Origin of the sequence: Streptomyces griseoruber, from assembly GCF_001514205.1 — a bacterium.
GTDB classification, from domain to species: domain Bacteria; phylum Actinomycetota; class Actinomycetes; order Streptomycetales; family Streptomycetaceae; genus Streptomyces; species Streptomyces griseoruber.
In genome coordinates, this window is record NZ_KQ948778.1 from 266636 (window position 1) to 281177 (window position 14542).

Consider the following 14542-nt stretch of genomic DNA (forward strand, 5'->3'; position numbering starts at 1 on the left):
AGTCAATGGACCGGCGGTCGGTTATCCTCGTGGGGTGGCAACCTTCCATCGCGCACGGAGCGAGGAGCAGCGCGCCGAACGGCGGCAGAGCATCCTGCGGACCGCGGCCGACATGCTCGACGAGATGCCGGTCGCGGCGGTGAGCCTCAACGAACTCAGCCGCCGGGTCGGGCTGTCCAAGTCCGCCATGTCGCTCTACTTCGAGTCACGCGAGGCGGTGCTGCTGGGCCTGCTCACCGAGGCGGCCACCCGCTACCGGGTCGAGACCGCCGAGACGTTCGCCGAGTGGGTCGACCCGTCCGCACCGGCTCCGGTGAGAGCGCGCCAGGTCGCGGCACGGCTGGCCGTCACGTTCGCCGCCCACCCGATGTTGTGCGAACTGCTGAGCGTGCAACACGCGATCCTGGAACACAACATCTCCGTCGACGTCGCGACCAGCTACAAGAGGTCTTCGCGTGACGCCATCCGCTGGCTCGCCGGGCGGCTTGGCGACCTGCTCCCCGAACTCGACGACGAGCGGGCGCTCCGCGCCGCGCACATGGTCATCGTCCTCGTCGGCGCCTTGTGGACCCGCAGCCGTCCCGCCCCCGCACTGCTCGCCGCCTTCCAGGCCGACGCGAGCCTGGCGTTCATGCACCCAGCCTTCACCGAGGCTTTCGAGGCCGCGATCGCCACCTTCCTTCAGGGGCTCATCGTGGAGACCACCGACACGGCCTGACGGCCATTTTGCCGCTGCTGCACGTGGCAGGCTCCCGGAAATGAGAGTCGGCGACGCGCCCCGCTGGACGATACCGGGAACGTGACCTCAGCGGCATGCCCACCATGTCTCACCGGTGCCCCGGTGCGGCAAGTGGGGGTGCCCTCCTCTGGGGGTGCGTGCCGGCCGTTGTGACGGAGCGAACGTTGCCTGCCGGGGCGCTGGATCATCAAGAACCGGACCGGTGCAGGCACTGCTGCTCCGTGTGATCTCGCGGTTGCCCACCGACCTGGCGCGATGACCACGGAGGCTCGGCCCCCGATGGCCGGGGCGGAGCCTCCGTGCGTCGGAAAGGAGATCCGCTGCGGGCGAGTTCGAGGCGCACTGCCGAGCTGGGGCGATCGTCTCGGAAGCTGGTCGGGCTTGTCCTTCCAGGGCTCGTTCTGGACGCTGGTTGGACACAAGGATCGGAAAAGACTGACAAGGGCCGAGAGGGACTGAGGCGCCAAACCCTGTCTGACCTGGGGAAACGGCCAAGATGGGCAATGATCGACAAGGGTCGCCAAGATCCTCGAAGGACTCATAATCCGTCGGCCGTGGGTTCGAGTCCCACCCGCCCCACCTGCGCAGGTCTCTGACCTGCGGAAACGTTCATTTTTGGGCGTCGGAGCGTCAACTTTGCCTGAACGGACTGAATCCGCTGCGCGTGAGTTCGGCCCCGTTGCGGTCGGTGTTGGTTCACCTTGCTCTGAACTGCACAGATGTCGTGGTTCGGCGATGGGGCAGGTTTCCGTGGGTGGCGTGTGCGAGGCCTGGGCGCCGGATTCTGGACGCTGGCTGGACACGAGTATCCGGAAGTTCTGCCCGGGAACCTTCGGGTCGGCGGCTCTGCCAGGTCGGCGGGTGGGTACGGGGGCTGCCCGAATGGGGGTGCGGTCCGCGTTGGGACGCGAAAACGGCCCGTACTGGAAACGGCCCGGAGAGGACCGACAGGCGTGGCAGGAGCGGCCGCTTTGCCGTCGCTCTGGTGGGTGCCGGTCATGCGGGTCACGCGGGCGTCGCCGCCTCCCATGGTGCTGATGTAGTCCGACGCCTGATCGGCCTCGGAGGTGAGGACCTTGGGGGGTGATTGCCCAGTGTTTGAGCATGGCGTGCAGCATGGCGTGCAGCAGGACGTCGATGCGGCGGCAGGTAAGGCAGAGGAGGGCTGCGTTGTGGCGTTTGCTCCCCGCCCTCCACGCAGGACCTCTCCTTCCTCCGGAGCCGAGATCCATAATCCTGTTACGGAGGGAGATGGCATGACGGTGTGGGACAACCACATCGTGATCGGTTACTGGATCGCTCGAGGTGATGGCGCGTACATCAGGGAGAGGAGCCAACGGCCGGGCCGCCTCTTCCTGATGCCGGGTCTACAACCGGACCGTGTGGCGCACCGGGAAAACGGCGAATCCCGTGCGGTGCGCCAGCGTCCCCCACAGCCCCCGCGGCAGGTACAGCGAAACCACGATGGCCGCCGCGCCCACCACGATCAGGTACCAGACACCGCTCTGCGCGAAGTACTTGTCGAGGAGGAAGTACGCGATCGCGCCGACGACCGGGCCCTCGATCGTGCCGATGCCGCCGATGATCACCATGAAGACCATCAGGGCCGAGTACTGCACCCCGAAAATCTGCGTCGGCGACGCCACCCCCAGGCTGTTGACGCAGATCACCGCACCGGCGGCGGCACATCCGGCAGCCGCGGTGATGTAGATGATCCGCTTGCCTCGCGTGACGTTCACGCCGAGGGAACCGGCGGCGGTGTCGTCGTCGCGGATGGCCTGGAGGCTCAGGCCGAGCCGGCTGCGCAGGACGGCGTAGGTGCCGAGTACGGCCGCTGCCATGACGGCAAGCGCCAGCCAGTAGGTGAAGGCGCGCCGCAGCACCGGATCGGCGGTGACGTCCGAGAGAGTGCGCCCGCTCGCCGCTCCCAGGGAGTCGAAGCGGACCACGATCAGGCGGACGACCTCGGCGATCACCCAGGTGCCGACGGCGAAGTAGCCGCCGCGCAGCCGGAAGGCGAGGTACGACACCGGCCAGGCGAGCAACGCCACCACGGCGGAGACGACGAGCGTGCCCGCGTAGACGTTCACGCCGTGGTCGTTGACGATGAACAGCAGGTAGGCGCCCAGGCCGATGAACGCCTGCTGGCCCATCGACATCATGCCCGCGTACCCCGCGAGCAGGTTCCACATGGAGGCCAGGGCCACCAGGTAGCAGAGCTTGACGAGTTGGGCCGTGACGCCGGATTCGACGAGGTAGGGAAGGGCGGCCATCGCCAGCAGGACGGCGGCCGTGCCCGTGAGGCCGAGGACCGTGGCGCGGCCGCCCCGGTGAACGGGTGGCAGTGCGGTCACCTCGGCGGCGGGGGCTGTCTGGACGGTCATGCGAGGACACTCCTGCCGAACAGGCCCTGCGGACGGAACACCAGGACCAGGAGGAAGACCACGTGCCCCGCGAGCAGGGGGAGGTCCGGGGAGATCTGGGCGCCGACGGACTGGGCCACACCGAGCACCACACCGCCGGCGAGCGTGCCCCACAGCGAGCCGAGACCGCCGATGATGACCGTCTCGAAGGCGAACAGGACGGTGAGCTGACCCTCGAAGGGGGTGACTCCGCCCTGCCGCATCGTGTACAGGACACCGGCCAGGGCCACCGTCGCGAAGGCGATGACCGAGGTCAGGGCGTACACGCGGCGGTTGTCGACGCCCATGAGGCGGACCACCGCGCGGTCGTCGGACGTGGCCCGGACGATCCGGCCGGGCTGGGTGCGGTAGAGGAAGAGGTGGAGCGAGGAGAGGACCGCTACCGCCGCCGCGACCGTGATCAGCGGGAACCATCCGATGGCCAGGCCACCGCCGAGGTCGATGCTCGCGGTGCCGAGCGAGCCGATGGGCAGAGGCTGCGCGTCGCTGCTGAACACCTGGACCAGGACGTTCGGGATGATGACCGAGATGCCGAAGGTGACCAGCATCGGGGCGAGTTCGCCGATGCCCATCGCGCGGTCCAGCATGGAGCGTTGGACGAGGTAGCCGAGCGCGCCGACCGCGACCATCGACACGACGATGGTGACGGGGACCGGGACGCCGTAGTGCGCCGCGGTCACCGAGGCCACGTAGCCGCCGAGGATCATCAGATCCCCGTGGGCGAGGTTGGCGATCCGCATCACGCCGAAGACGAGGGACAGGCCCGCGGCGGCCATGGCGAAGATGCCGCCGAGCAGGACGCCCTGCAGGATTGCGTTGAGCCAGGTCATGGGGTCTTCACCTCCGGGAAGGCACCGGTGCCGAAGTAGGCGGCGGTCACCTGGTCGCGGGTGAGTCCGGCCGCCGTGCCGGTCAGCACGATCCGGCCCTCCAGGACACACGCGATGCGGTCCGCCACGGCGAACGTGCGGTTGAGGTCCTGTTCGACCAGGATCACGGTCGCGCCCTCGGCACGGATACCGGGCAGCGCCGTGTAGAGCTGGTCCACGACGAGCGGGGCCAGGCCCAGGGAGACCTCGTCGAGGAGCAGCAGCCGCGGATTGCCCATCAGCGCGCGGCCGATGGCGACGGCCTGCTGCTCACCGCCGGAGAGCCGGGCCGCCTTGCGGGTACGGCGGTCGGCGACGAGCGGCATCGCCTCGTACACCTTGGCCAGGTTCCAGGGGCCCTTGCGCCCGGTGGCGGCGCCCACCTGGAGGTTCTCCTCGACGGTGAGCGACGGGAAGAGCCGACGGCCCTCCGGGACCAGGCAGACGCCCTTGCGGGCCCGGCGGATGTCCGGCTCGGCGGTGACGTCCTCACCGGCCAGTCCGATCGTGCCGCGGAAGGGCTTCAGGGCTCCCGCGATGGTTTTCAACAGGGTTGATTTTCCCGCTCCGTTGGCGCCGACGAGGGCGAGCAGCTCACCCTCGGCCACGTCGAGGTCGATGCCGAACAAGGCCTGGAAGTCGCCGTATCCGGCGTCGACGGAGTCGACTCGCAGAAGCGTGCTCATGCCGCCGTACCTCCCAGGTAGACCTCCGCGACCTCGTCGCTGGCCAGTACCTCGTGCGGGTCGCCGTCGACGCGGATCTGCCCGTAGGCGAGGCAGACCAGCCGGTCGACGACCTGGACCAGGGCCTTGACGACATGCTCGATCCACAGGATCGTCACGCCGGACTCCTTCAGGGACAGCACGGTGGCGACGAGTTCCTCCGCCTCGGCCTCGGTGAGGCCGCCCGCGATCTCGTCGAGGAGCAGCAGGTCGGGACCGGTGGCCAGCGCCCGTGCCAGCTCCAGCCGTTTGCGGCCGAGGAGCGGCAGGGAACCGGCGGGCTTGTTGGCGAGGTGGAGCAGCCCGGCGGTCTCCAGCGCGCGCAGGGCCTGCTCGCGGGCGGGGCCGCCACGCAGCCGGGCTCCCCGCTCTGCGCCGACCAGGGCGTTCTCGAACACGGTCAGGTCGCCGAAGGGGCGCGGTATCTGGAAGGAGCGGCCGACGCCGAGTCGACATCGCTGCGCCGCGGAGGTGCGGGTGACATCGCGGCCCGCTAGCCGCACGGAACCGGCGGTCGCGGGCTCGACGCCCGAGATCGCGCTGAGCAGGGTGGACTTGCCCGCGCCGTTGGGGCCGACGATGCCTACGGCCTGCCCGCGGGGGACGGTCAGCTCGACGTCCTCCAGGACCCGCAACTCGCCGAAGTGCACGGCGAGATGGTCCACTTCGAGGAGTGGAGCGGTCACAGTTCCGCCGCCTTCGCGTCGGGCTTGACCATCGGCATCAAGCTGTTGCTGACGACCTTCAGTGCGAACGCGTCACCGCTCCCCTTGATCCACTGGGTGCCGACCATGGGGATGGTGGCGACGTTCTTGACCGGGTTGGCGGCGCCGCCGCCGGTCCAGGAGAGGTGGCCGAGGACGGTGTCGAGGCTGGTCTTCGCGATCTGGGCGGCGACGGCCTCGCGGTCCTTGGGGTTCGTGTTGCGCAGGACGTGGTTGGCCACCTCGAACAGCGCGTGGTTGGGGCCGAGCCCCTGGTTCCACGTCCGGCCCTTCGCCAGCGGGGACTTCTCGTAGTCGTCGGCGAGCGCGGTGGCGGTCTGACCGGTGAGCGTGGAGGTGAACGGGAACTGCGGCACCCACCAGCTCGCCGTGCACAGCCCGTCGCCGAGGTTGTTCGGCAGGGAGGCCACCGTCGACTCGAAGAGGATGGCCTTGGAGATGGTGGCGACCTTGGGCTTGAAGTTCTGCTGTGCGGCCTGCGTCCAGAACGTCGCGAAGTCGGGCGGCGAGGGCACGCCGGCGAGGATCTCGACGCCCTCCTTCTTGAAGTTCGCGATGATCGACGAGAAGTCCTTGGTGCCCGGCTCGTAGGAACCGGGGTCGACGAACGTGAAGCCCTTGGTCGAGGGCTGCGAGCGGTAACCGGTGGTCTTGTCCCGGAAGGCGTTGCCGTCGGAGTCGTTCGGCCACAGCACGCCGACCTTCTTGTTGGTGTCGTGCTGTCGCCACATGTCGGTCTCGACCCTGGACAGGTGCTCGATGCCGTCGAAGAAGTGGAACGTGTACTTGAAGGTCTTCTTCGGCGTTGCGCCACGCCCGAAGAACCAGGCCTGCCAGGGCTCGATGGTCGAGACGCAGGGCACGCCCTCGCTCTCGCACTTGGCCGCGACCGGGTGGATCGTGTCCGGCGTCGCGGTGACGAGGACCAGGTCGACCTGCTCCTGGGAGATCAGCTCGTCCGCGATGGTGGCCGCCTGCTGCGGGTCCGAGCCCGTGTCGCGGTCCAGGATCTTCACGTCGTACTTCTTGCCGTCGTGGGTGATCCCCTTGGCGAAGAAGGCACGCACCTGCTCGAGAATGTAGGCGTCGGACTCGGCGAAGGCCGCGTAGGCGCCGGTGCGCGGGCTGACGTAACCGATCTTGATGGTGTCGCCGGTCGAACTGCCCGAGCCCTTGAGGCCGGAGGAACAGGCGGACAGGATCGGGGAGGCCGCCACGGCAGCGGCTCCGAGGCCTCTGAGGACGGTGCGGCGGGAAGGCTTGATCGCGGGGTGTTCCATGGCGGGCTCCGGAGGGCCTTGAGCCGCAGGTCGCGGGCTGCGGCGGGTGGAGGAAGTGGCCGCGAACGTAGGCCCGCCGTCCGTGCCTGGACAGGGCACGGATTCGATATGCGAGACGGCTGGGCGGTCGGTGACCTTAATGAAACATCAGCTGTGCGCAGAGTGACGTAGAGGAGATACGGCACGTCCGTGACGGGACGGGTGGGACTTCGTGGTGGTCCCCGGTCCGGCTCAGCCCCGGACGGGAGTCCCCGGGCCGTGCCGTACATCCGGAGTCTCGCAATGCGAAACAGCCCTGTTCACCGGGCTGCGGTGAGGCCCTTAGGGTCCGCCCATGCAGACCACCCTCTCCAGGCTTGCCGCCGGGACGCTCACCAGCGTCTCGCTCACCGAAGAGCTCATCGCGCGCGCGGAGCGGGCGGGCGACCTGGGAGCCTTCGTCACCCTTGATGCCGACCGCGCTCTCGCCGAGGCCGAGGCCGCGGACCGCAGCCCCGGGCGGGGCCCGCTGCACGGGCTGCCGATCGCCGTCAAGGACAACATCCACGTCGCCGGACTCCCCAACACCGCGGGCTGCGAGGCGCTCGCCGGATTCGTCCCGGACCGGGACGCGGAGGCGATCACCCGGCTGCGTGCGGCCGGCGCGATCGTGCTCGGCAAGACCAACATGCACGAGCTGGCCCTGGGAGCCACCACTGCGGGCGGCCCGTACGGCCCCGCTCGCAATCCCGCCGACCCCGCCCGTTTCGCGGGCGGAAGCAGCGGCGGCACCGCCACGGCCGTCGCCGCCGGTCTGGCCCCGGCCGGGCTGGGCACCGACACCGGCGGCTCGGTCCGCGTCCCGGCCGCGCTCACCGGCATCGCCGGTCTTCGCCCGACGACGGGCCGTTACCCCGCCGGGGGAGTGACGCCGCTGTCGTGGACGCGCGACACCATCGGCCCCATGGCCCCGACTGTCACGGACCTGGTCCTGCTGGACACCGTCCTCGCCGCCGACCGGGGCCCGGCCGAGGCACCCGAGCCGCGCGAGGTCGTGCTCGCCGTCCCCGCACACCACTTCACCGAGCCGCTGCACCCGCGTACCGCCGAGGTGTGGGAGCACTGCCTGGACGTTCTGGGGACCGCCGGGGTCCGGCTCGTGCCGGTACGGCTGCCGGAGGTCGAGACGGCCGAGGAACTGGCCGGATTCCCCATCACCCTCTACGAGGCCGCCAGGCAGCTGCCCGGGTACCTGAGCGTGGCGACGGGCGGCACGGAACCGGCGGAACTCCTGGCCCGGATCACCCACCCCGACGTACGCACGACGATGGAACGGGTCGTGTTCCCGCAGGCGGTCACCGAGTCGGCGTACCGGGCCGCCCTTGAGGTCCGCGACCGTGTCCTCGTGGACGGCTACCGGCGGATCTTCCGCGAAACCGGAGCACACGCCGTGCTCTTCCCCACCACCCCCCTGCCCGCCGGACGGATCGACACCGGCACCGAGCGGGTACGGCTGGACGGTGACCCGCGTCCGGCCTTCCCCACGTACATCCGCAACACGGGACCCGGCAGCGTCGCCGCTCTTCCCGGCCTCACCGTGCCCGTCCGGTCGGCGGGCCCGGGACTCCCGGTGGGTGTGGCGCTCGACGCGCCCTGGAACACCGACCGACGGCTCCTGGGCCTCGGCCTGCTGGTCGAAGAGCTCCTGGAAGCGGGAGCATGAAGAGAAGGAGACGATCGGACATGACAGAGACCACTCGCCGCTTCAAGGCCGCGGCCGTCCAGGCCGAGCCCGCCTGGCTCGACGCGGAGGCCGGGGTCGCCAAGACCGTCGACCTGATCGCGGAAGCGGCCCGGGGCGGGGCCTCGCTCATCGCCTTCCCCGAAGTGTGGATCCCCGGCTACCCGCACTTCCTGTGGCTGGGCGCGGTCGCCGACCAGGTCCCCTACGTCGGCCGCTACCACGCCGCCTCGCTCGCCCCCGACAGCGACGGGATGACCACGATCCGCCGCGCAGCCCGGCAGCACGGCATCACCGTCGCGCTCGGATACAGCGAGAAGGACCACGGCAGCCTCTACATCACCCAGACCGTGATCGCCGCCGACGGCAGCGTGCTCCTGCACCGCCGCAAGCTCAAGCCGACCCATGTCGAGCGCAGCCTGTTCGGCGAGGGCGACGGCAGCGACCTCAAGGTCGTCGACAGCGCGCTCGGCCGGCTCGGCGCCCTGAACTGCGCCGAGCACGTCCAGCCGCTCAGCAAGTACGCCCTGTACGCGCAGAACGAGCAGGTGCACATCGCCAGTTGGCCGTGTTTCGGTCTCTACCGCGACCTCGCCTTCCAGCTCAGCGCCGAGGCCAACACCGCCGCGAGCCAGGTGTACGCCATCGAGGGCAGCGCCTTCGTCCTGATGGCCACCCAGGTCATCTCCCCGGCCGGCATCGACGTCTTCGCGTCCACCCCCGAGCAGCGCCGTCTGCTCACGGCCGGCGGCGGCTGCTCCCGGATCTTCGGCCCCGACGGGCGTACCCTCACCAAGGACGTCGACGAGGGCGAGGAGGCGCTGGTGTACGCCGACATCGACCTCGACGAGATCGACCTCGCGAAGAACGCGTACGACCCCGCCGGGCACTACGCACGCGCCGATGCCACGTATCTCGTTCACCGTCGCGAAGCCCGCCGGCCCGTGCTCGGGGAGGCGGTTCCCGCCGAGAGCGCGTTCCCGGTGCTGGACGACGAGATCCCCGAACCATGACCGGACCCGCCGAAGACTCCCCGCCGCCGAGCCGTCCCTCCGTCCAGACGCTGGACCGGGGGCTCAGGCTGCTGGAGGTGATCGCGCTGTCGGACGTACCGCTGACGCTGGCCGAACTGAGCCAGCAGATGGGGCTGCACCGCTCGATCGTCTACCGGCTGCTGCGCACCCTCCAGGACCACCACCTGGTCGCGCACACCGCCCACGGGTACGTCATCGGCACCCGCGCGCAGTCACTGGGCCGACGCAGCCTGCCCATGCTCCAGCGCATCGCCAAACCGGAGATCGCCAAGCTGGCCGCGCGCGTGGGCCTGACCTCCTTCTTCGTCGTCCGCGACGGCGAAGAAGCGGTCACGCTGGTATCCGTCGAGGTCGAGAGCACCCGCTCGCGCACCGTCTACAGCCCCGGCGACCGGCATCCGCTGGCCCTGGGCTCCCCGGGCGTCGCCATGCTGTCCGCCGAGCCGCAACTGCTCGGTGAGCGACCGGAGATCAGCCGGGCCCGGGCCTGCGGCTACTCCGTCACACGCAACGAGGTCGTGCGCGGTCTCGGGACGATCTCGGCGCCGGTCGTGTCGGCGCCCGGCCATGCCGTAGCCGCCGTGTCGATCGCCTTCACCGTCGAACAGCCCGGCCCGCCGCAGATCGAGGCCGTCCTCGACACCGCCCGCCTCATCACCGGCCGGCTGCGCGCGGAGCTGTCCTCCGGAGCGGTCCTGCCCGGAGTCGACTGACTCGACCGCCGACTCACGCACGTTTCGCATAGTGAACGTGCCCGTGGCCCCCCGGGGTTGGGCGGCTTAGCGTCCAGTCCTGCCAGAAAGGGGACCCGCGATGACCACGGCCGCCCATACCAGGACCGTCAAGGAACAGACCTTCGACGTCCTGCGCCAGTACGACCTCACCACCCTCTTCAGCAACCCGGGCTCCACCGAGGTCGGCTTCCTCGCCGATCTGCCCGCCGACATCTCCTTCGTGCTCGGCCTGCACGAGGGCTCGGTCGTCGGGATGGCCTCCGGCAGCGCCCTGGCCACCGGTCGCCCCGCGCTCGTACTGCTGCACACCACCGCCGGATACGGCAACGCGGTCAGCGCCCTGGCCACCGCCCGCGCCAACCGCGCGCCCCTGGTGGTCATCGTGGGCCAGCAGGACCGCCGGCATCTGCCCCACGAGCCGTTCCTGGCCGGGCGGTTGGACGGCCTCGCGGGAGAGTACCCCGTGTGGCAGCACACGCCGGCCCGTCCGCAGGACGTCCCCGGCGCCGTCGCCCGTGCCTGGCACGAGGCCCAGGAAGGCCGTGGTCCGGCGGTCGTGGTGGTCCCGATGGACGACTGGTTCGCCGAGGCCGACGACGACGTCGCCCAGGCCGCGCCGCGCGGACCGCTCGCGGTACGAGGCGGTCGTACGGCCTCCGACGACGCCCTGGCCGCCCTCGCCACGCTGCTGACGGCCGCCGACTCACCCTGTCTGGTGGCGGGCGCGGGCAACGACACGGCGGCCGGCTGGGAGGCGCTCGTCACGCTGGCCGAGCGCCTGGACTGCCCGGTCCACCAGGAGCCGTTCGGCGCCCGCGCCGGCTTCCCCCAGGACCACCGTCTCTTCGCCGGACACCTGCCCGCGGTGCGCCCCGCACTGCGCGAGGTGCTCGCGCCGTACGACACGGTCCTCACCGTCGGAGCCGCCGCGTTCCGCCAATACACCTACGCCCCCGGCGACTTCACCGAGCCGGGCACCCGGGTCGCCGTCATCACGGACGATCCGGAGGAGGCCCACCGCAGCCCGGGGGAGCTGGTGCTGCTCGCCGAACCGGCCGACACCGTACGCCGGTTGGCCCCACTGGTGCCCGCCGTCCCGCGTTCCCCCGCGCCGCACCGGCCGACCGCGCCCCAGCCGCCCGCCCCCGGGGAGCCCCTGCGGGCAGCCCACGTGCTGGCCGCCCTCGCCGAGCGACTCGACCCGAATGCGGTGGTGGTGGAGGAAACCCCCTCCAGCCGCCCGGACCTGCACCGGCTGCTGCCCGCCCGGGCGCCGCTCGGCTTCCTCAGCGCGGCCATGGGCGGACTGGGCTTCGCCATGCCGGCCGCGATCGGCGTCCGCAACGGCGCCCCGGACCGGCCCGTCGTGGCCGTCCTCGGCGACGGCTCCTCCCTCTACTCGGTCCAGGCCCTGTGGAGCGCCGCCCACTACGGCATCGGCGTCCTGTTCGTCGTCCTCGCCAACGGCCGCTACGCGATCATGGACCGCCTCTCCGAGCGCGAGGGCTCCGCCGCCCCGGCCTGGCCCGCCTTCACCGAGCTGAGCGTGTCGACCTTGGCCAAGGGCCTGGGCTGCCCGGCCGAACGGGTCGAGGACCACACCGCGTTGCTGTCCGTCCTGGACAAGGTCCTGCCGACGCTGGCGGACCGGCGTGAGCCGCTCGTGCTCGAGGTCGCCGTCGAGGCCGACGCCCACTACTCCTCCTGACCCGTTGAACGGAAGGCACAGACCCGTGAAGGTCGTCATCATCGGAGGCGCCGGCGGCATCGGCTCCTCCGCCGCGTTCAACCTGCTCTCCGCGCAGGGGACGTACGAGATCGTGCTCGTCGACACCCGGCCGAACATGATCACCAGCCACACCATGGACCTGGAGAACGCCCTCGGCCTCGGCGCCACCGCCGACACCGTGCGGGGCGGCACCCCCGAGGACGCCCTCGACGCGGACGTGGTCGTGCTGAGCGCCGCCGTCCCGCTGCGGCTGAACTCCTCCCGTTCCGTCTTCCTCGCCGACAACGCGCGGATCGTGAACGAGTGCCTGCGTCCCCTGCGGGAGGCGGGAGCGGACTTCGGCGGGCTGGTGCTCATGCTCACCAACCCCGTCGACCCGCTGCTGACCTGGGTGCACCGGCAGGGCTGGCTGCCGCGCGAGCGGCTGATCGGCTACACCCTCAACGACAGCCTCCGGCTGCGCACCGGCATCGCGTTCGCGCTCGGCGTGCCGCCGAAGGACGTCGACGCCTGGATGCTCGGCGAGCACGGCGAGGGCCAGGTCCCGCTGTACAGCCGGGTCAGGGTCGGCGGGCAGCCCGTCGTGCTCACCGACGAGCAGCGCACGGCCGCCGAGGAGTACGTGGACACCTGGTACTCCAAGCACGTCGCCCTCGACTCGGGCCGCACCTCCACCTGGACCACCGGCCTGGGCACCGCCCGTCTCATCGAGGCGATCGCCACCGGCTCCGGGACCCTCGTCCCCGCCTCCGTCGTGCTGGACGGCGAGTACGGCGTGCACGGCACCAGCCTCACCGTGCCCGTCGAGCTCGGGCCCGAGGGCGTACGCCGCATCGCGGCCTGGGACCTGCCGGAGGAGGAAGCGGCCGGCATGGTCCGGGCCGCCGACCGTGTCGAGGCGGGCGCCGCCGATCTGACCGACCAGGCCGTGGCTCAACCGTCCTGACCAAGCCCACCACGTGTCACCACGTAAGAACGCGTATCAACGACGCTACGTAGCAAGGAGAACGACCTCATGGCCATCACCCGAGACCTGTACATCGCCGGCAGAGACGTGCCCGCCGCCTCCGGCCGGACCACCGACGACATCAACCCCTTCACCGGGGAGGTGTACGCCACCGTCGCCGCCGCCGGTCCCGAGGACGTCGTACGTGCCGTGGACGCGGCCGACGCGGCGTTCGAGGAGTGGGCCGCGCTGGCCCCTTTCGCCCGTCGGGCGATCTTCCTGAAGGCAGCCGACCTGCTGGACGGGCGCGGCGCACAGGTCGCCGATCTGATGGCGCAGGAGGCGGGCGGCACACGTCCATGGGCGTTCTTCAACGTGATGCTGGCGGCGAACATCCTGCGCGAGGCGGCGGCCGCGATCACCGCCCCGCGCGGTGAGGTGCTCAGCGCGCAGGAGCAGGGCGCGCTGGGCCTGGCGGTGCGCGAACCGCTGGGCGTGGTCGCGGCGTTCGCGCCCTGGAACGCGCCGGTCATCCTGGGCGTGCGCGCCGTGGCGGCGCCGCTGGCCGCGGGCAACACGGTCGTCGTCAAGGCGAGCGAGGACGCGCCGATCGCCTGTGGGCTGCTGGTCGCCGACGTGCTGCGGGAGGCCGGGCTGCCGGACGGCGTGCTCAACGTCATCACCAACGCCCGTGAGGACGCTGCCGAGATCGCCGAGACGCTGATCGCCGACGAGCGGGTGCGGGCGGTGAACTTCACCGGCTCCACCGCTGTCGGCCGGATCGTCGGAGAGCTGGCGGCCCGTCACCTCAAGCCCGCCGTACTGGAGCTGGGCGGCAAGAACGCGGTGCTCGTCCTCGACGACGCGGACGTGGACTACGCCGTGAACGCCGTGACGTTCAGCGTGTTCATGAACGCCGGGCAGATCTGCATGTCCGGCGACCGGATCCTCGTCCACGAGTCCCTGGCGGAGGAGTTCACCCGGAAGTTCACCGCGAAGGCGGGTTCGCTGGCGGCCGGCGACCCCGGCGAGCCGTACACGGTCGTGGGCCCGCTGGTGAGCGCACAGGCCGCCCGGCGGGTGGCCGACCTGGTCGCGGACGCCATGGCCAAGGGCGCGAAGGTCCTGCTCGGCGGCGGTGAACCGGACGGCGCGGTCCACCCCGCGACCGTCCTCACCGATGTCCCGAGAGACGCGGACCTGTACCACGCGGAGGCGTTCGGCCCGGTCTGCGTGATCGAGACCTTCACCGACGACGACACCGCGGTGGCCCTCGCCAACGACACCGACAACGGCCTGACCTGCGGCATCATCACGGAGAACGCCACCCACGGACTGACGGTGGCGCGCCGGATCCGTACGGGCATCGTGCACATCAACGACCAGTCGGTGGCCGACGAACCGCAAGCCCCGTTCGGTGGAGCGAAGGCCTCCGGGTACGGGCGCTTCGGCGGCCGTTGGGGGGTCGAAGCGTTCTCCAACACCCGCTGGGTGACCATCGCCACGCAGCAAGCGCACTACCCCTTCTGAACCGACCTGTCGGACACTTCGCGACAGGCCTGGGAACACGCCGCCCCCGCGCCCTGGGAGTCATCGCCGATCCAGGGACAAGCCGGGG

Annotated in this window: 12 protein-coding genes; 7 read left to right on the plus strand and 5 right to left on the minus strand. The window is 70.8% G+C overall.

All coding sequences use genetic code 11. From position 1 onward, the window contains the following. Positions 1 to 34: 34 nt before the first annotated feature. Positions 35 to 718 (plus strand): TetR/AcrR family transcriptional regulator, encoded by a 684-nt coding sequence (locus AQJ64_RS34090; RefSeq protein ID WP_063788806.1) that lies wholly within the window; start codon positions 35 to 37, stop codon positions 716 to 718. Between the two features lie 1388 nt (positions 719 to 2106). On the opposite strand, the gene AQJ64_RS34095 is transcribed toward AQJ64_RS34090, so the two are convergent. From AQJ64_RS34095 to AQJ64_RS34115, 5 genes are read right to left on the minus strand one after another with little or no spacing between them, the layout of a single operon-like run. Beyond that, on the minus strand, positions 2107 to 3123 hold the full coding sequence (locus AQJ64_RS34095) for a branched-chain amino acid ABC transporter permease (RefSeq protein WP_055636457.1): 1017 nt from the start codon (positions 3121 to 3123) through the stop codon (positions 2107 to 2109). After that, a complete protein-coding gene (locus AQJ64_RS34100) occupies positions 3120 to 3992 on the minus strand; it encodes a branched-chain amino acid ABC transporter permease (protein WP_055636458.1) in 873 nt (290 codons plus the stop codon). Before AQJ64_RS34100 ends, AQJ64_RS34095 begins: the two co-directional genes overlap by 4 nt. Next, positions 3989 to 4717 carry an ABC transporter ATP-binding protein gene (locus tag AQJ64_RS34105; protein ID WP_055636459.1) on the minus strand — a complete coding sequence of 243 codons (729 nt, stop codon included), beginning with the start codon at positions 4715 to 4717 and terminating at the stop codon, positions 3989 to 3991. The genes AQJ64_RS34100 and AQJ64_RS34105 overlap by 4 nt, the downstream gene beginning before the upstream one ends. Continuing rightward, positions 4714 to 5442 (minus strand): ABC transporter ATP-binding protein, encoded by a 729-nt coding sequence (locus tag AQJ64_RS34110; protein WP_055636460.1) that lies wholly within the window; start codon positions 5440 to 5442, stop codon positions 4714 to 4716. Before AQJ64_RS34110 ends, AQJ64_RS34105 begins: the two co-directional genes overlap by 4 nt. Continuing rightward, positions 5439 to 6761, minus strand: a complete 1323-nt coding sequence (locus AQJ64_RS34115) for an ABC transporter substrate-binding protein (protein ID WP_055636461.1) — start codon at positions 6759 to 6761, stop codon at positions 5439 to 5441. Before AQJ64_RS34115 ends, AQJ64_RS34110 begins: the two co-directional genes overlap by 4 nt. A gap of 334 nt (positions 6762 to 7095) precedes the next feature. On the opposite strand from AQJ64_RS34115, the gene AQJ64_RS34120 reads away from it, so the two are divergent. From AQJ64_RS34120 to AQJ64_RS34145, 6 genes are all read left to right on the plus strand, one after another. Continuing rightward, positions 7096 to 8463 (plus strand): amidase family protein, encoded by a 1368-nt coding sequence (locus AQJ64_RS34120; protein WP_063788807.1) that lies wholly within the window; start codon positions 7096 to 7098, stop codon positions 8461 to 8463. Between the two features lie 20 nt (positions 8464 to 8483). Next, on the plus strand, positions 8484 to 9494 hold the full coding sequence (locus AQJ64_RS34125) for a carbon-nitrogen hydrolase family protein (protein ID WP_055636462.1): 1011 nt from the start codon (positions 8484 to 8486) through the stop codon (positions 9492 to 9494). Beyond that, positions 9491 to 10228, plus strand: a complete 738-nt coding sequence (locus tag AQJ64_RS34130; protein ID WP_055636463.1) for an IclR family transcriptional regulator — start codon at positions 9491 to 9493, stop codon at positions 10226 to 10228. The genes AQJ64_RS34125 and AQJ64_RS34130 overlap by 4 nt, the downstream gene beginning before the upstream one ends. Positions 10229 to 10328: 100 nt before the next feature. Further along, on the plus strand, positions 10329 to 11957 hold the full coding sequence (locus AQJ64_RS34135) for a thiamine pyrophosphate-dependent enzyme (protein WP_059203263.1): 1629 nt from the start codon (positions 10329 to 10331) through the stop codon (positions 11955 to 11957). Between the two features lie 25 nt (positions 11958 to 11982). Then, a complete protein-coding gene (locus AQJ64_RS34140; RefSeq protein ID WP_055636636.1) occupies positions 11983 to 12924 on the plus strand; it encodes a malate dehydrogenase in 942 nt (313 codons plus the stop codon). A 69-nt stretch (positions 12925 to 12993) separates the two neighbouring features. Then, positions 12994 to 14454 (plus strand): aldehyde dehydrogenase family protein, encoded by a 1461-nt coding sequence (locus AQJ64_RS34145; RefSeq protein WP_055636637.1) that lies wholly within the window; start codon positions 12994 to 12996, stop codon positions 14452 to 14454. The last annotated feature ends 88 nt before the right edge of the window (positions 14455 to 14542 follow it).